The 18614-nt window shown below is 36.3% G+C and carries 8 protein-coding genes and 1 rRNA gene (1 of these 9 cut by a window edge); all 9 read right to left on the minus strand.

Annotation, left to right across the window (positions count from 1 at the left end):
• A 16S ribosomal RNA gene (locus NBX25_RS16820) occupies positions 1-1290 on the minus strand (it extends 227 nt beyond the left edge of the window).
• A 1431-nt stretch (positions 1291-2721) separates the two neighbouring features.
• Positions 2722-3132, minus strand: coding sequence for a VanZ family protein (locus NBX25_RS16825; protein WP_410494000.1), 411 nt, complete (start codon positions 3130-3132; stop codon positions 2722-2724).
• Positions 3074-3451, minus strand: a complete 378-nt coding sequence (gcvH, locus tag NBX25_RS16830; RefSeq protein ID WP_123909017.1) for a glycine cleavage system protein GcvH — start codon at positions 3449-3451, stop codon at positions 3074-3076. Before gcvH ends, NBX25_RS16825 begins: the two co-directional genes overlap by 59 nt.
• A 128-nt stretch (positions 3452-3579) precedes the next feature.
• A complete protein-coding gene (locus tag NBX25_RS16835; RefSeq protein WP_250254455.1) occupies positions 3580-7221 on the minus strand; it encodes a T9SS type A sorting domain-containing protein in 3642 nt (1213 codons plus the stop codon).
• A gap of 7 nt (positions 7222-7228) precedes the next feature.
• Complete coding sequence (locus NBX25_RS16840; RefSeq protein WP_250254463.1) at positions 7229-8302, minus strand: hypothetical protein; 1074 nt, start codon at positions 8300-8302, stop codon at positions 7229-7231.
• 141 nt (positions 8303-8443) lie between these two features.
• On the minus strand, positions 8444-9637 hold the full coding sequence (locus tag NBX25_RS16845) for a hypothetical protein (protein ID WP_228412885.1): 1194 nt from the start codon (positions 9635-9637) through the stop codon (positions 8444-8446).
• 127 nt (positions 9638-9764) lie between these two features.
• Positions 9765-16811: a T9SS outer membrane translocon Sov/SprA gene (gene sov / locus NBX25_RS16850; protein WP_250254465.1), complete on the minus strand. Its 7047-nt coding sequence runs from the start codon at positions 16809-16811 to the stop codon at positions 9765-9767.
• Between the two features lie 57 nt (positions 16812-16868).
• Positions 16869-17453, minus strand: coding sequence for a Holliday junction branch migration protein RuvA (gene ruvA, locus NBX25_RS16855; protein ID WP_123858973.1), 585 nt, complete (start codon positions 17451-17453; stop codon positions 16869-16871).
• An 82-nt stretch (positions 17454-17535) separates the two neighbouring features.
• Positions 17536-18339, minus strand: coding sequence for a GLPGLI family protein (locus NBX25_RS16860; RefSeq protein ID WP_284346239.1), 804 nt, complete (start codon positions 18337-18339; stop codon positions 17536-17538).
• Positions 18340-18614: the final 275 nt, after the last annotated feature.

Here is an 18614-nt window from a genome sequence, read left to right on the forward strand (position 1 = left end):
CAATCCGAACTGAGACCGGCTTTCGAGATTTGCATCACATCGCTGTGTAGCTGCCCTCTGTACCGGCCATTGTATTACGTGTGTGGCCCAAGGCGTAAGGGCCGTGATGATTTGACGTCATCCCCACCTTCCTCTCTACTTGCGTAGGCAGTCTCACTAGAGTCCCCAACTTAATGATGGCAACTAGTGACAGGGGTTGCGCTCGTTGCAGGACTTAACCTAACACCTCACGGCACGAGCTGACGACAACCATGCAGCACCTTGAAAAATGTCCGAAGAAAAGTCTATTTCTAAACCTGTCATTTCCCATTTAAGCCTTGGTAAGGTTCCTCGCGTATCATCGAATTAAACCACATAATCCACCGCTTGTGCGGGCCCCCGTCAATTCCTTTGAGTTTCATTCTTGCGAACGTACTCCCCAGGTGGCTAACTTATCACTTTCGCTTAGTCTCTGAAGCTTGCGCCCCAAAAACGAGTTAGCATCGTTTACGGCGTGGACTACCAGGGTATCTAATCCTGTTCGCTCCCCACGCTTTCGTCCATCAGCGTCAGTTGTTGCTTAGTAACCTGCCTTCGCAATTGGTGTTCTAAGTAATATCTATGCATTTCACCGCTACACTACTTATTCCAGCTACTTCAATAACACTCAAGACCTGCAGTATCAATGGCAGTTTCACAGTTAAGCTGTGAGATTTCACCACTGACTTACAGATCCGCCTACGGACCCTTTAAACCCAATAAATCCGGATAACGCTTGCACCCTCCGTATTACCGCGGCTGCTGGCACGGAGTTAGCCGGTGCTTATTCGTATAGTACCTTCAGCTACTCTCACGAGAGTAGGTTTATCCCTATACAAAAGAAGTTTACAACCCATAGGGCCGTCGTCCTTCACGCGGGATGGCTGGATCAGGCGCTAACCCATTGTCCAATATTCCTCACTGCTGCCTCCCGTAGGAGTCTGGTCCGTGTCTCAGTACCAGTGTGGGGGATCACCCTCTCAGGCCCCCTAAAGATCGCAGACTTGGTGAGCCGTTACCTCACCAACTATCTAATCTTGCGCGTGCCCATCTCTATCCACCGGAGTTTTCAATAAAAAACGATGCCGTTTCTTATATTATGGGGTATTAATCTTCCTTTCGAAAGGCTATCCCCCTGATAAAGGCAGGTTGCACACGTGTTCCGCACCCGTACGCCGCTCTCAAGATCCCGAAAGATCTCTACCGCTCAGCTTGCATGTGTTAGGCCTCCCGCTAGCGTTCATCCTGAGCCAGGATCAAACTCTCCATTGTATGTTTGTCTGACTCACTCAAAGTTTTTTAACGCTTTAGTTTTTCCTTACTTGGTTGTTATATTGTATGTCAATGATCTTTATATCTTCCGCTTTTCAACGAAGCAATCTTTCTGTCAGTGTCGCTCCGTATTTGCGAGTGCAAAAGTAAAACTTTATTTTGATTCGACCAAATGTTTTGAAAGAAAATTTTAAAGTTTTTTAAGTAACCTTAATCTCTTTCCTAACCCTCAATCCCTCTACTCCTGCGCTCCCTTAATTGGGACTGCAAAGATACAAACTTTATTTTAACTTGCAACTTTTAAATCCTAAAAATTAAAAGTTTTTTTTTCGTCTGTCTCTTTCGTAAAGTATAATGTTTATGCTTATTTAAAAGCTCTTCTGCGCTTACTGAATCCCTTTCGTTTTTCAGTGGGGCAAAGATAGAAACTTCATCCATTTCACGCAAGTTTATTTAACATAAAATTCATATTCAGGTAATGTTTTATCCTTAAAGCACTGGTACTATGAGAGAAAAATTTTAAACATTTGTTTGGGGATTGGAGGGAAAGGATCCAAGGGGATGAAAGTTGGGGAGAAATGGGTGTGTTTTTATATGATATACCATCTATATAATGATGAGTAATGAGTAATGAGTAATGAGTAATGGGTAATGGGTAATGGAAGGTATACATTATATATAATACATGGGGTAAGTTTTCAGAATTATTTTGAAATAGGTTTGGGCTAAAGCCAATGGCTGGGCGTTTATTTTATTTGAGTGGGCTAAAGCCCACTCCTATTGATGGACTTTTGTACGTTGGAAATTATAGATCAAGGTTTATTTTAATAATGCGGTGTTGAGATCCTTACAGGATGACAAAAATGGTGCAGAGAAAATAAATAAAGAGACTGGAGGATATGAGGGTTGAGGGTTATTCTCTAAGATTGTTTTATAGAAAAACGCAGTGTTTTTTTTATTTCTCACGGAGAACACGGATTTTCACAGATGATAGTGCTGGTTGTATTGTGAGTAGCTTTCTGGTATATCTAATTGAAAGAGTCACTCGATCTTCTTAAAGGAATAGGTAGCTTTTGCGGGAGTTCTTACCGGAATAGAAGATTAAACGTCACCAATGACAAAGACTTCAGGAGATATGGATGTATACTTATATATAAGAAGACAGGTTTTTATAAAAAACATCCTCTATTACTTATTACTCATTATTTATAATATATGTCCACTACCCTAGCCCCGATAGTAACGGTTACCCCGCAACAAGGTTTGGAGAGATGGAGGGTTTGAGCCTTGGAGGGTAAAGGCGTGAGGAGTAAGAGTGGATAGCGGGAAATAGCTCCGGAATAAATTGAATGGCTTAAGAATTCTAAAAAGAAAAGGACGAAAGAAAGGTAAGGGACCTCATCCAGGAAAGTCTAATTTCTAAAAATAGAATTAGAAAAATCGTTTAATCAAAAGCTTATAGGTAAAGTAGCCTATGAGACAGCCTACAGTGTCTGCGACGATATCCAGTGTTTCCATAGATCTGCCCAATCCCATTTCTTCCTGAAGGATCTCTGTAAGGAATCCATATATAAGAATAATCTGAAAGAAGTAAGAAAATTTTATTTTGGGAAATGCGGCAATGAAAGAAAATCCTAAAGCGGCAAATATACTTATGTGCAATACTTTATCGATACCACTGAACATAAACCAATATTCTTGGTTTTCTTCTCCGGGTTTGAGAAGCATATAAGTAAGAAATGCCCAATAAATGGGCAATATCTTACTAAATATTTTTGAAATTTTATCCAATGATCGCTTTGTAATCGTCTGCAGAAAGTAATTCAGAAAGGTCTGCTCCATCAGCAACTTCTAATTTGATGATCCATCCGTCTCCATAAGGGTCTGTATTTAACAATTCTGGCTGGTCTTCCAATTCTGAGTTGAATTCGATAACTTTTCCTGCAATAGGTAAGAATAAGTCTGAAACAGTTTTTACTGCTTCTACACTTCCGAAAACGTCGCCACCATTAAGATCATCATCTACTGTATCTACGTCTACATAAACAATGTCTCCAAGTTCTCCCTGAGCAAAGTCTGTAATACCAATTGTAGCAACATTACCTTCGATATTGATCCATTCGTGATCTTTAGTGTACTTTAATTCTGATGGTGTGTTCATTTTTTAATTTTTATTTTCTACAAATGTATTCAAAATTATAAAAGGTTCAAAGCCTTAATAGGCATCTTCAATAAATTTTGGTTATAAATAAAAAAATCGCTGCAAAAGCAGCGATTTGGATTAAATAATTATTTTTTAATAATCTTATTTGGATAGTTCTTTCCATTTGAATCTATGAGGGTTACCATATAAATTCCGGCAGGATATTGAGATAAGTTTACCTGGATAGTATTCAAGGATGATAAATCTTGTGTCATAATTTTCTTACCATCTAATGAATATACGTCTAATGTTTTGAACTTTTTCCCATTAAAGTCAATATTCAATATATCTTTGGTAGGGTTTGGATATAACTTCACGGCCCTGTCAATAACGACTTCCTGGTTTGCAAGAGTACCATTAAGTACAATTTCTCCGTAATAAGGTTCATTTCCTAATTTCACGCCGACCTGTTTAAGATAGAGTGTTTCATTAGGTGTCTCTGTTATCTGAGGATTAAGCATATCATCAAAGGTAAGAGAACATGCAGGAATATCTGCTGGCAAAGGAGCTTGTGCTTTTGCCGTAAATTCTACCCCGGTTGAAGCAGAAACACTAAAGCCAGGTTTCATTACAACAGAATATTTCCCGTGTATAGCCACACTCTTGTACCCCGTCAACTTCTGTGTTTTATCATCTAAAATGACGGTTTTGGTATCATAAGTTGTAGCATTAAAATCATATCCTAAATTAGGAGATCTATATAAGAATTTGTTTAAGCTAGTTCCAGCTATATTTTTAAATTCTTCTCTTCCATTAACAACAATACCCGCACTAAAATAATAGTTGTCTAATTTTTTTGGACGGTGATAAGCTGCTGGATAAAATACATTATCATCATACCTAATATACGGATGTGCTATATAATCAATTTCTCTTATACTAAACATCCTGCGCTTTGGACCAGTACTATTATTATAATAATCATCAGAACTGATTATATATCTGTTATTGAATGCTCCGATATCTTTCCATTTAAGTGGAAATGTTTTATCTTTTATCCAATTTCCACTACCATCTTTTATGTAATTTTGATAGAAATGATTTCCATATTCACTACTCGCATTTGATGCCCATCCTACATTAGTTAATTTAATAATTTCCTTATCTTTTATAATAAAATTAGACCCAGAACCATAGACGTATCTAAAGTCTGCCGGCATTGTAATATGAGAAGAAGTGGCTGAATTTCCTGATAAATTCACTTGCATAAATTCATAAAATCCAACACCATTAGTATTTTTATAGACAATATTATATACATCATCTGATCTTTTAAATATAGATAAACGATCACCTACTCCATTTGTTCCAGGAACAGATAAAAATTGATTAGACAATGATGCCTTCAAACTAAATGCGGGTGAATTTGAAGCAAGATTATAAATATCAACTTTATTTTGTCCTGATGGTTGTATAAAAACTTTATCTCCTACAATTTTTGTAAATACACCAGTAGATCCGTTCGGTATTGGATTGGCATCCATTGACCAGGTACCATTCTGCTCATTGTAATAGCACGAATATATTTTGTTTAACAAATTTGAATTATGACTTACGGATAGCATTAAATGCCCATTATCAAAATCATAATATTTTGAAATATTAAGGTTTTGCTGATCATAAAAAAGTGTTTTATAATTTTCAAATACGAGTTCATTATTTACTATTTTAAAAGATTGAAGTTCGTATGTTTTATACAAATCAAATGCAGCATTCCTTCTCCAAACTTCAATAAGAATATGAACTCTGTCATTAGTAACCCCTACAACATCTATCAAACAATCATGGATTTCACCAGTCACTCCAGGATTTTTTATTGTTATTTTGGCAGGTTTTATATACTTAATTTTATTACAATCAACTATTTTATATATTCCCCAAAGCTGGAACTTAGATAAAAAATCGTTTATATTAAAATAGTATATATCATATAGGTTTTCACTCATGGCAAATGTATTTTGGTTTGCAGACATGACTGATCTATAATAATAAAAATTTGTGTCTACCTCTTGTAGGGAATTATAAGATCCATTTTTTTCTCTTAAATAGATTTTTTTACCCCATGTATTGGCAGGATGAACTCTTTCTCCGTTTATATCAATAGGTTCATCTTCCCAATTTGTTGGTTGGGTTCCTCCTCCACCTCCTGGATTAACAATAATAGGAGCACCAACTTGAATATAAGATGGACAATATGGTCCTATAGATTGTACGTTTGTTCCATTAGGATTTAGCCACGGAGACATGGTATAATAATTATTAGAAAATCTCGAATAATAAGTAAACCATTTGTTGCTATAAATATCCGGATTATTACAATTAAAATGGTTAGGGTCAGGACCTGTTGATAAAGATCCTATTAACCTATCGGAACTATTGAATAATGGAGATCCGGAAGACCCTTTCTCTACAATACCATTTCTCCAGGAGTTCTGTAAAAATGTTCCTGATGTATTTGTTGGCCACGGGACAGCATAATATCCGAATAATCCTGATTGTAGTATAGGCTGGTTACTTATCACAGGATTTAATTCCTGAACCATAGATATTTTTTTCACATCACCTTTGGGGTGATGTACTGAATATGCATTCGTAGGATTTACCGAATATGCGTTAGGATTATTATCCCAGCCAGCATAACAAATTTTATATTGAGCTAAGGCACTCGCTGTTGTATTCAATTTTATTAAAGCATAATCTAAAGAAGTAGCCGGACTTTGCGTTAACAAGGTACATCCGAAAACTGAATTATTGGATAATGCAGCTGGGGCATCTGTTCCACTACTTGTACAGCTTAACGCTTCATAGTTAAATAAAGTAATTAATTCTGTACTCCAATTGATATTATTATTAGCAGCTTCATATCCTATACAATGAGCAGCTGTCAAAAAATAAGGTTCTCCATTTTGAGCAGTATTATTCATTAGGTTTCCTGAGCAACTTGCGGAATAAGTATGTGTGTTTGTCCCCCATTGATATATCGGATATAACATCAATCCAACAGATTTTATATTTCTTGACTTATTATCAATTGTAAATCCACATGCTATATTCTTATGACAATTACCTGCTGTGCCATAAACTCCACCATAAAAATCTGTAAAGGAATGAATAACTTTCTCAGTAACTAATAAAGGTTTATTATTACTATTTACAGGATAAGAAAGTTCAATATAAAATGTATTTCCGGGTATTGGCTGTGTCCCAAATTCTAATCCTTTGTTTTTAGGGTCTGGATTATTTTTATCGTTAAATTCTCCTAAGACAAATCCATTTTCTGCATATAGGAAAAGCTTACTATCTTTCGGTAAAAGATATTTCTTAAAATAGATTTGCAGTGCTTTAGCATCCGACGACTTAACCTTATATAAGTAATAATATCTTCCATCATACTCAATCCTATTATTATCATCTGCAATATTAATTTCTCTATAAACAGCTTTGCCGTAAATATTTTGATTTATATAATCTTTATCTTTCAAACCAGCAACCTCATCTATTATTTGCTGATTATTAACATCATCTGTTTCAAAAGCTTTAACATTCTGCTTTAGTTCCAACAAAGGAATAATGTTACCCAAATGGTCTTTATACTCTTCTCTGGTTGTAATACGGCGTTCAGAAGTTAATTTTTCATACAAAAATGGGTATCCGTTATCCCCTACTTGGCTTTTGAAAAAACTAATCAAAAGCAGGAATATAAATAAAGTATATTTTAATTTTCTCATGTTCTAATCAGTTTTTATTAGATTTTAGTTCAGAAACTTCTTTCATTAACTTATCATTATTCTCCTGAAGCTTCTTAAGCTGTTTATTCTGCTCAATGGTATACAGTGTCAGCTCTTCTATTTTCTGTAGCAACTTAATCTGAAACTCACCTACATTTACCCCTTCCTTTTCCATTTCCTTTGCAGAAGCTATTTCAGGCAGATGCTTCTTTTCTTTGATATGTTTTTCAACGGCTTCTAACTTGGGTAAGTCATAATTTTCATCAAATACAAAATCGGCTGTTGGGGTGAGGGTAACTTTGATTTCTTTTGCTTCAAATTTGCCTTGTAATGAAGCATTACCGTTTGGAGAAAGTTTCATTAGTTCCTTCATTGTTATAGGAGTATCTAAAGGAATAGCCTGTGCTGGTGAACTTAAGAATCTTACTCCTTCATTATTCATTGTCATAGCAACTTTGGAAAAATTTAGCGTTCCATTAGAAGATAGCCATCCGTCTGCCGTATTAGGATCTGCTTTAGTACCAAAGCTCATATAAGTTGCGGCTGAACTTCTCAATGATCCCCAGTTACTTAATGATCCGTTTTCATATCTTATCGCAAAAGCATTGATTCCTTCTGTTGAATGGGTAGCTCCGGCTAAAATATTACCTAAAACATCTAGTTTTTCTTTTGGCTGTGAATTTCCCAATCCTACATTTCCGTTTTGGAGAATTAAAAATCTTTCAACAAGATTTGTAGCACTTGTGTTATCGTTAACTAAAATGGAAAATCTAGATCCATTTGTATTTCCTGTTTCCTCAGTTGCCATCAATCTTACTTTAGGATAATTCAAATATCCGGCAAATTCTAAGATGGGAAGTTTAGGATTAGCTGATGATGCACTCCAGCCACCTGTTGATATTATTATTTTACCTCCGTTTTGATCAGCTACTTCTAAATTAGAATGAGGGTCATGAATTCCTATCCCTACATTTGTAGATCCTGGAGTAGAGGTTGCATTCATACCACCATTAGGGGTATATAATTGTGCAAAAGAAATTTGTGCTGCTAATACTACAGCCATGGATATTAGTTTTTTCATAATTATTGCGTATTCTTTTAATGTAATATTTCCTGGTTACCAACTCACGAAATAAAAACTACTTCATATCCAGGTACTCACTCTGGCATTCATCATTTGTTTTTCATTAAGTGGATGTTCCAATATCAATGTAGTAGAATATTATTTATTTGATTTTTTTAAAGCTTCAATTTCTTCCGCTTGCTTTTTCACCTGCTTATTCAGCTCAATCGTGTACAGGGTAAGTTCTTCTATTTTTTGTAGTAGCTTAATCTGGAACTCTCCTACATTTACCCCTTCTTTTTCCATCTCTTTTGCAGAGGCTATTTCAGGAAGATGTTTCTTCTCTTTAATATGCTTTTCAACAGATTCTAACTTTGGTAAATCATAATTTTCATCAAATACGAAGTCGGCTGTTGGGGTAAGGGTTACTTTAATTTCTTTTGCTTCAAATTTACCTTGTAATGCCATGTTTCCCGCATCGGAAAGAAGAAGCTTTGCTCCATAGGCTCCTCCGTCGGAATAGCTCCAGAATTGTAAAGAATTTCCATAACCTCCAGTCATATTATAAAGCACCCATTTTCTAGCCATGTTGGCGGCTGTTTTTGTTGGATTTTCTAAAATAATAGCACCTCCTTCATTTGAGCTAATTTGAGAAGATAGAGAACCACTTACATCAAACCTATCCCTTGCCAAAGTAGCTATTTTCTTATTGTCTCCTGTATTAGAAATTATATTGAAGTGGATCTGATTATCAAGTAATCTCATATAAGAACCTCCAGTACTAGCATTTATACGGGGAAAAACCTGATTATTGGTACTGTTGTAGTTTTTCACATTGTTACCAATTCCTACTCCTGTATACGTTTCTTGTGGCTCTGAAGCCCAAAGCGTTAAATTGGCAGGACTATTTCCTCCATCACCAGACGAATTCAATAAAATCATAGAGCCCGTATGACCACCAGAAACAGTTAGCATTTCAGAAGGTGCACCGGTACCAATACCAAGGTTTCCCATGATGGATTGTTTGCCCGTAAAATTATTAGTTCCCCTAGTTGCTAATTCATTCCAAGAATTCCAAACGTTTGCATCTCCATTTTTTGTTCTAAATGATATATGCTCTCCTCCATTGGGACCATAGTCTGTGTTTAATTGGGCATCGTAATTATTATTAAATCCACCAAAACTTAAGAGAGGGCCATTCCAGGGTGTTCCCGATGTTGCATAAGCAAAGGTATAACCTCCCTTAAAATTATCTGCAGATCCTGCCGCTGAAATAGAAACTGTTGGGGTCAGGCTTTGCGCCATAAGAACTCCTGACGCTAGAGTAAGAAAAGATAGGATAATCTTATTCATCGTTATTAGTTTATTTGTTTAATCACCTATAAAATTAACATTTAATTCAACAATCAGAGTATTATTAATAAAAATTAAAGCCTCTTTCTTTCAGAAAGAGGCTTTATTATAAAATTCATATTATTATCTAGAATCCGCCACCGGACTCTCCGAATGTAAATGTTGCGGAAATCCCTGCCCTGATCGTAGACAACGGGAAGGCTGTTGAGATCTTATATTTTGAAGTCATCTGTTCGTAGAAGACTCTCAGATTCAGGTTTTCGGAGACATTGTAGTCTGCGGAAAGCTTGATATTAAGAAGCCTCTGCCCTCCTGTAATTTGTGAATCATTTAACAGGATATTCATAATAGAAGTTTTACTATCTCTTAGTGAAATATCTCCTCGGATGTTAAGATCACTTCCTTTTCCTCTGGTTCCTCTTCCTCTTACATTGGCAGTTCCTAATCTGAAGTTTCGGACAATATATCCTAATCTTACTACGTATTCTGAGTTAGAATCTTCAGTCAGGGTATGGTTTACTAATCCCAGCACCATCATTCTGTTTTTGTTGTATTGTAACCCGAACTGCATATTGTTTCTCATGGTAACATCCACTCCAATAAGTGGAGAGAAAGACTCTACATAACCTACCTGAGCAAAAGTATAAGGGTTAATCTTATCCCCATCATTCAGTTTAATAGTACCGGCATCGTCTACGGTCTGATAATATCCACCAGGGTTACTATGGTAATCAATATTACTTTGAATTCCTGTTGCAGTATAGGTAGCTGTATAACCATGCAAGATATCAAACTTCGTGAACTGCCCACTAATGATTGGAATGTTCTTTAATCCTGAATAGGTAATTCTCCAGTTCGGTAATGGCATTCCTGCCTTTTTAGGATTTCCTATCGGAGAAACGGACTTTCCTTCAAGAGCTGCTCTGAATGCAGGAATTAATACATAAGCGTTTGCAATACTATAATGTTTAGCAAACCCATCATTTCCTATTTCTGCATTAGGTCCTCCCAGCTGTTGTGAAAGTTTCATTGCATTTTCCCTGATTGCCTGATACACTGCTGTACCATCTTTAAATGATGAGCTAATCAGCATTGTAGAATTTGAATAGGTAATCATATCGGTTGCAAATGTAAAACTTGGGTCAGAAACCCCTCCTGGATTAACATAGTTAAATCCTGAGTGCGAAAAGTTACTGTTGAAATTATGCAACACATTCAGGTCAATCCTAAAATCATTCATTGGCATCATCTGTAAATTAGCCCGTAATTCTCTGGTGGACATTCTTACATAGGCATCAGTCATATAATTAGAGCTGCTTACCCATCCATTCTCCATTACTGTTCTTCTGATATCAGCCTGAGATCCTAGCAGGAATCCGATGGTAGGTCCTCCCAATGTCTGACCAGAGCCATACCAGTTCGGAGCTGATAATAAACCTGGAAGCACTGTTCCGTTGTTTTCAGTATAGCTTACATCCAACTGCTTGAATGAAGTCAGGAAGAAGGCTGCACTTTGAAGTACCGTAAGTTTATTTTTGAATTTATACTTCTTATATGCGTATCTGTTCTTTTCCCATTGCTTTGTATATACATTGTTCAGGGAATCCATTTCCTGCTTACGCTTCTGAAGTTTAGTATTAATATTTTTGAAATAATTAAACTGTCCAAAGAATTTAGGAATATCTGCCGATGCAGTTGCCTGGATTACATTGGTATTCTGACCTATTGATCCTAAGCTTCCTTCAGGGCTTGAAAGTAAGGCTGTAGATCTTGCATTCCAGTTATAAGTAAATCCATACCCTACTTCCGCATCAATAAAGTCCAGATAAGGCAAATATTGGAATGGCAGCTTATAGTTCAATTGTGCTCTGTGATTATACAATACCGGTCTACCCGCTCTGAATACATTCCCGAAAATCGCTTTATTATTCATCGTATTTACGTCAATGTTATCGTTAAGCGTTCTGGTTGCTGAATTAATCTCCAGTTTTAATGATTTTGTAAAATTGAATCCTAAACCATATTGCCACCCGAAGTAGAAGTTTCTATTTCTGATCGCTTCCATGTCTCCTGCGGTATTCCCTCCTAAAATAGCTTCAATATTTCTAAACTCAAGTTCGTTATAGTTTCTGTCAACCTCTGTTCTGAAAGATAATCTTGTTGGAATAGGATTGATATTAAATTCTTTTACCCATCTCAGGTATTTAGTAGACTTGGCAGTATCACTAATCATTTTATTGAAAGGTTTAATTACCCATGGTTTGAAAGTATAGTTGTAATCAACATACCCTCTCAGATACTGTCTGTAATTTCTCTTTGTATAAATATCTCTGAAATAATCATCATTATATACCGCAGTTACTGAAACGTTTTCGATATCATAGAACTTAGGCTTTTTATTCTGATTGACTCTTTCTTTACGCATATTAACAACTCCAATACTTCTTTGCTGCGTATATGTTCTTGCCACTTTTTTCAGTTGCTCTCTGTTTGGAGCCTTACTAAATTCAACATCCGTATCCAAAGGATTGTACTTCGGATCTTCTATTGTTTGTGAGTAAGAATAGTTCAATGGAATCTTTACCCCTGTTTTTTCCGGTAAAAGTTTATCAACATTAATTGCTGTATTGATACTGAACGCAGACTGAGTAGACTGATTTCTCTCTGCCGGCTTAGAATCAATATTTCCGAATCCTACTGAAGTATAAGAGGCATTGGTATTTACGGTTGCAAAATCTCCCAAGTTGAAATTTAAGCTTGCATTTCCTGCATATCCACCATCATTTTCAATTTCAGAAAGACGAATTTCATTAACCCATAAAATTCTATCTATAGAAGTCCCTATTCCTCTTTCCTGTCCATTTCGAATACCAACCATAATGGTTGTCACATTTCCTAAGCTTGGACGTCCCTTAACATAAATCCTTTTATAGTTATCTCCTGCTTCAAAATTCGGATCCAGAAATCGTTGCATAATTTTATCAGCATACATTTTATCTCTTCTGATTTTGGCATCAACAAAATTCTGAATCTCAAGATTCACTTCATTTTCCATTGGCCAGATTTCCATAGGAGCTGTTGCCGAAGTTGAAGTAAGTTTCAAAGAAGCTTCATATTCATAGTAGTTATCTGTAGCATCATTTCCAAAACGAATAAAGAATTTAGTTTTTTCATCCATTTTACCTACATTAATATCTCTATTTATTGGATCATGAGCATGTACAAAAAGTTTTAGTTTTTTATATCTTCTCATATCTAAGGTTGTATTTTTGAATACTCCCTGAGCTTTACTAGCTTCCACATCCTTAGCTTTCATATATAATGACGCCTCATTCTGTCTTTGTGCTCCTGCATTTCCACTTAATACCTGTCTGTCAATTCCAGGAGGCAGTACATAAGGAGGCTGATTAAGAGCATTCTCTTCTATATTCACACTTCCTACCTCAAGTTTCCCAATTTCTGGATCTATTGTTACTCCTTCATTCGAAGCTGGATCTAATGGTACATTTGAATAAGCAGCAAGGGTCTTAGGATATTTTCTCCAATCTGATCTTACAAGATCCATTGTTCCAAATCTCAAAGTAGACGTGTTTTCAAATCCTGTAAGCATTAACCTTGCAAATCTTACATTATTAAGTACTGTTTCACTATGAGCTCCCTGCGTTTTATCAAAATTGGAAACCGGTACTCTGAAAAGGTACCATTTCACATCACCCGACTGCCCGTTCTGGAAAACAGCTTTTACGGTCTTAACATCAACAATATTATTTGACCCTAATGAAAGGCTGGCCTGATCTAATTTTATTGGATATTCATTATAACTTTCTATTTGATCCAGGTTATAATCTCTGTTAATATCTTCTGCGTCCGGAGTCTGTGAAGCCACATTCAATGAATTTGCTTCTGAGTTTCCATCAGGGTTTCTGAAGTATTTATAACGCTCCACCAATGAAGCGGCCTGACTACCTGTAAATTTATCTGACAAATAGAATACAAAGTCATCCACTGCAGGGTCAACAATATTTGTTACCGGGTTTACAAAGGTATTTCCGAATCTCATTGCTTCCTGGTCTGAACTCAAACCGTCATATCCTACATCCTGCGCTTTTCTTCCATCTCCTTCAGTAGAGAAAGCATATAAAATAGGAGGTTGTTTTGGCTGTACTCCCCAATTGGAAGTTGTTGTACTAGATACTACTCCTGGTGCAGGAAGTCCATTTTCGTACAACATTTTCCCATCTTTAAGGATATCTTCAGATACATTTCCTAAGTGTAGTAATAATTTTGGATTATCTCCCAGTTTATTACCATCAGCATAAGGGTCCATCATCCAGAATTCAACATATTCAATATTTGAACTTACAAAGTTAGGCACACTGATAGGTCTCATAATTCCTCCCCATCTGCTAACCGCCGGCTCTGTTCCTGGATTCACGTTATAAGGTCCTCTTTCTTTAGGAAAAAAAGAGATATCTAAAGTATTGGTATAGGTTTGATCTCCGGCTACAAAATCCCTGTTATTATAAATTTCAGAGAGTAGTACCCTTCTTGATGCATGGTTGGATACCGATTGTGGTGTAATTCCTCCAGGAGCTCTCCCTCCAACTCCCCAGAATCTTGGGTCAATATTATACCATGATAATAACCCTCTTCCATAGCCGCTTGTTAAATCATCACTTGTTGGCGGAATATTGAAAGGAGGTTCTGTATTCTTTTCTGGCCTTGAGGCTAAACTCCAGGCTGCGGGTTCCTTTAAAGATATTTTAGAAGTTGTCTGCTCGAAATCGTCAATATAAGACTGGCTGTTGGTTGCCTTATTCAATCCAGGTAGAAGATACGCAGCCTCCATTTTAAAGTTGATATTAGATGGAGCTTCAGTCTTTATCAGTGGAAGTTTATCTGTAAACCTTGTAAGATAAGGAGCCTGATTATTATACATCAAATTAATCCCCGCCATTGTATTATTTACAGCCTCCTGCCCGAAGTTTACCTTTTGGGTAAGTGGAGATTCTGAATAATTAATAACGGTTCCTCCTAAAATAAAGTTTTCATTAAATCTTCTTTCCAAATTCAATCCCAGGAATCTTTTTCTCTGAGTATTGAATGTAAGTTGGTTTTCTAAGGAAATATTAATGGCCTGGCCAGACTGTTTTACATTCTCATTGATGATGGTTACTGTACCAAGCATATAGTCTACGGTATAGTCTACCCCTTCGGAAAGCTGTACTCCATTTGCAGAAACTTTTACAGATCCTTGAGGTACGTTTACAGCACCTAGAGAAATACCTTGTCCCTGCACCCCTTTGTAACGACCTTCAATGGTATATCGTTGAGGAACTATGGTTTGACCATTCGTAGGCTTTATCTGATCATACAGATCATGGAAAACATATTGTGGGTCATTGGTTCCTAATACCTGTTGCATATAATCACCAAAAGGCTGCACCTTGGTAAAAATAATTCTTCCGGTTTCCGGTCTCACTGTAATTCCGTTAACAAAGTCAAAAACCCCGTCCCCTTTGGTACCATCTTTATTGTTCTGAATATCACCATTCATATTAAGGCGATCCCAGTTCAGTAATTTCAATAGATTGACATCTTTAACAGAAGTATCCGGAAGATAATTTACCTTCCCTCCGGTTTTCTGATCTCTATAATATACATTAAGAATAAACCCATCAGGAGATACCTGACCTGCATCTAAAGAATAAACGTTCTTCATCATCAGTTTCCACATTGGAGAAGATACATCTACACTGTTGTTCACTTTCAATACTTTAGTAATCAAAACCGGGCTTTCTTCTGAGAATTCTCCGACTTTGTATACTTTATTACTTCCATTTACCGTATATGAATAGGAAACAGCCAAAAGCTGCTGATCATTAAGCTTTTGATTCAATGAAATATATCCTAATTGTGGCTGGAATGTAAATTCATTAGCATTCAGTTTCCTTGCTTTGCTATTAAAGATAAAATGCTCACCGTTTATATAAGGTTGTGATCCCCCAAATACTTGTCCCTGGTAAACGCCATTATAATCTTTACCGGCTTCTCTCGTCCCTGCTTTTGCGGAAATATCATCATATAAATTATTTACGGAGTTATCCGGCAGTACACCACCTCCTTCACCAAGATCCCTGATCCCGATAATTCCTTTCTGATAAGCCAGGTTACTGTTTCCTTGATCCAATACCCAAACTTCAAGTCTGGTAATATTGATTGTTGAATTGATTTGTGGATAATTAAGTAATGCATTATCATATTTATCAAGGAAATAATGCCCTAAAAAGTAGTGCTGATTTTCTTCATATTCATTGGCACTGACTTTAAAGTTATTCATTACCCCACCTCCTTGTACGACAATATTTCTGGCTTCACCCTGTTGTTGGGAAAGGACAACCGTTCCAAAAGTTTTTCCTAGTTGGAATTCTGTTTTCACCCCAAACAATGACTGTGAACCACGGATCAAACTTGTTGAAAGAGGCATATTTACGTTACCAAACTCAACTCTTTTAATGATTTTATCTTCGCCGCCTTCATTAGGTTTATCCACATTTCCAAGACCTTTCTGCTGAAGGTCTTTCCAGCTCCCTTTTGCCTGCCACACAAGATTCATCCTGTTTTCAAAGGCAAAACCACTTTGGGTATCATAATTGGCCTTCAACTGAAGGTTTTCTCCTACTTTCCCTAATAATCCGAGCTGGATTCTCTGGTCTATATCAAAAGTAAAGCTGGTCCTGTTCTGTGGAAGGATCAGCGGGTTATCTATTTTCTGGTAAAGTCCTGCAAAATCAATGGACGCATATCCGGAAGGGATGATCTCAATTTTATTTCCCCCGAACAGGGTTTCAAATAATTTATTGTTAATCATCACTGAAGGAATCAATCCTCTCTTTCTGGCATCACTTTTGTCTTTTCTAAAAAGGAGATTATATTTTTCCGATTTTTCCTTATAGTATGCCCTGGTCTGAAGAGCAAGTACATATTCTTTATACTCTTCGGGAGACATGGCAGTAGGAGGACCGGTAATGGTATTTCCAATTTTGGGATATACATAGTACATCCCGGTTTTGATATCGAAATAGGCCTCATACCTCGTGGGGTCTGCTATCTCATATTGCTTTCGTATGATCGTTGTGTCTTTTGCCTGCTGTGCGAAAGCACTTACAGACATAAACAGGAACGACAGGAACAAAAATATTTTAAAATGCTTATTATTCGCCACCAAATGTTAAATGTTTTTTAAAATTTGTTTAACCAATTCTTCAACCGAAAGGTCAGGATTCTGCTTTAATATCCTATCTGCCATCTTCTCGCTGGTTCGCTTAGGAATTCCTAAAACTTCTAATGCAGATAACGCTTCTTCCTTGATTTTATTATTCACCATCGACGAAATATTCTCCGCTGGACCACTGAATTTCTGTACTTTATCTTTAAGATCAACAATAATTCTTTCTGCTGTTTTGGCTCCTATTCCTTTGGCTTTCTGAATGAGTGCACTGTTTCCTGAAAGGATTCCCGCAGCAATCTCATCAAGGCTTAGTGTGGATAAAAGAATAAGTGCAGAAACTGCTCCTACTCCATTAACGCTTATTAACAGATTGAACATTTCTTTTTCCGAACGAGTGTTAAAGCCAAACAGAAGATGAGCATCTTCACGGATGATCTGCTGAATAAATAAAACAGTTTGCTGATTTAAAGTAAGTGTCTGTGAGGTCATTAAGCTGATCCCCACATAGTATCCAACGCCTTGTACGTTGATTACTGCATAGGTAGGTGTAAGTTCTTGAACAGTACCTTGTAAAGAAAATATCATTATTAATTTTTGAAACTCCCCAAATATAAAAATTTAACCTCCAAATACAGCATTAAAGGTTAAAATAAATTGTTTTTAACGACTATGGATATTTAATCGCTTCTGATAATTCTATTGGATTATTGTTTTTTTTCAGGGAAGTTTGTACATTCTTTGTCATTTCCCTAAAATTGGGTTCTATTTCATTTCCCTTTTCATCCTTAAATTTTGCTTTCACATTTCCAGAGGTCATCTCACGAAACGGATCATTATAATAGTCCAGCATTACCTTTTTAAGATTATTCATTGAAACATCTACGCGCTTAAAGCCCAAGCTCTCAAAGCTCATTTTGTGAAAGCTTTTTTTCAACCCTGAAAAGGAGAATTTATAGGAATGGCTTTTATCTTCCATCTCCACAATCAGGCCTGGTAATCCTTTGAAGACATAGGGGCCTTCCTGCAATGGAATATCCTGTGTAAACCAAGCTTCCCATTTTCTTCCTTTATAGTTTAATGTAGCTTTCTGGCAGTTATAACCATATTTTTTAGCAACCTCTTTCTCTATTTTCCAGTCCAACTGTATAGGTTCTGTCAGTTTATATGCATCGGCTGATATATAGTAATACCTTGAGCTTCTATTCTGCTTATCTCTTACGGCATCAAAAACATGATCTCCCACGGCAAAACCATAAAAGCCAATACTTCTCAGAGAATCTACCTGATATTGTTTTTCAGTGCAAAATCTGGATTCTCCATCCTTGACGAGGAGTACCATTTTTTTGGATATTGTTTCAGAACTTAATGTGTCTTGCTTATAAACAAGATTATAGTCTATTCTCATATCCTGAGAATAAAAATTTTGAATGAATGAGAAAGGCAGAATTGCTAAGAACGTTTTCAATTGCATATATCAGATTATTAGTTTTATTCTTCTGTTTTTTGAGTGTGGTAGTCTTAAACAGTAAAAATATATCACCACATATTGATGCCAAAGGTAATAAAAACTATTAAGAGAACTAATTGTTCTAAAATTAATAAATTCCTAGATATATAAACAAAAAAAGCACAAAAGAAGACTTCCTTTGTGCTTTTTTATATTTTTAATTAAAATTATTTTTAAGGAAATCTGTAAACGATAGCATTAATGTTCATTCCGGCACCTACCGAAGTCATTATAATGTT

Source organism: Chryseobacterium sp. Marseille-Q3244, from assembly GCF_940807095.1.
Lineage (GTDB): Bacteria > Bacteroidota > Bacteroidia > Flavobacteriales > Weeksellaceae > Chryseobacterium.

Coding starts and splice junctions, on each gene's coding strand:
- NBX25_RS16825 (WP_410494000.1), bottom strand. CDS start 3,132: ATGGAGCAGACCTTTCTGAATTACTTTCTGCAGACGATTACAAAGCGA.
- gcvH (WP_123909017.1), bottom strand. CDS start 3,451: ATGAACACACCATCAGAATTAAAGTACACTAAAGATCACGAATGGATC.
- NBX25_RS16835 (WP_250254455.1), bottom strand. CDS start 7,221: ATGAGAAAATTAAAATATACTTTATTTATATTCCTGCTTTTGATTAGT.
- NBX25_RS16840 (WP_250254463.1), bottom strand. CDS start 8,302: ATGAAAAAACTAATATCCATGGCTGTAGTATTAGCAGCACAAATTTCT.
- NBX25_RS16845 (WP_228412885.1), bottom strand. CDS start 9,637: ATGAATAAGATTATCCTATCTTTTCTTACTCTAGCGTCAGGAGTTCTT.
- sov (WP_250254465.1), bottom strand. CDS start 16,811: ATGTCTGTAAGTGCTTTCGCACAGCAGGCAAAAGACACAACGATCATA.
- ruvA (WP_123858973.1), bottom strand. CDS start 17,453: ATGATATTTTCTTTACAAGGTACTGTTCAAGAACTTACACCTACCTAT.
- NBX25_RS16860 (WP_284346239.1), bottom strand. CDS start 18,339: ATGCAATTGAAAACGTTCTTAGCAATTCTGCCTTTCTCATTCATTCAA.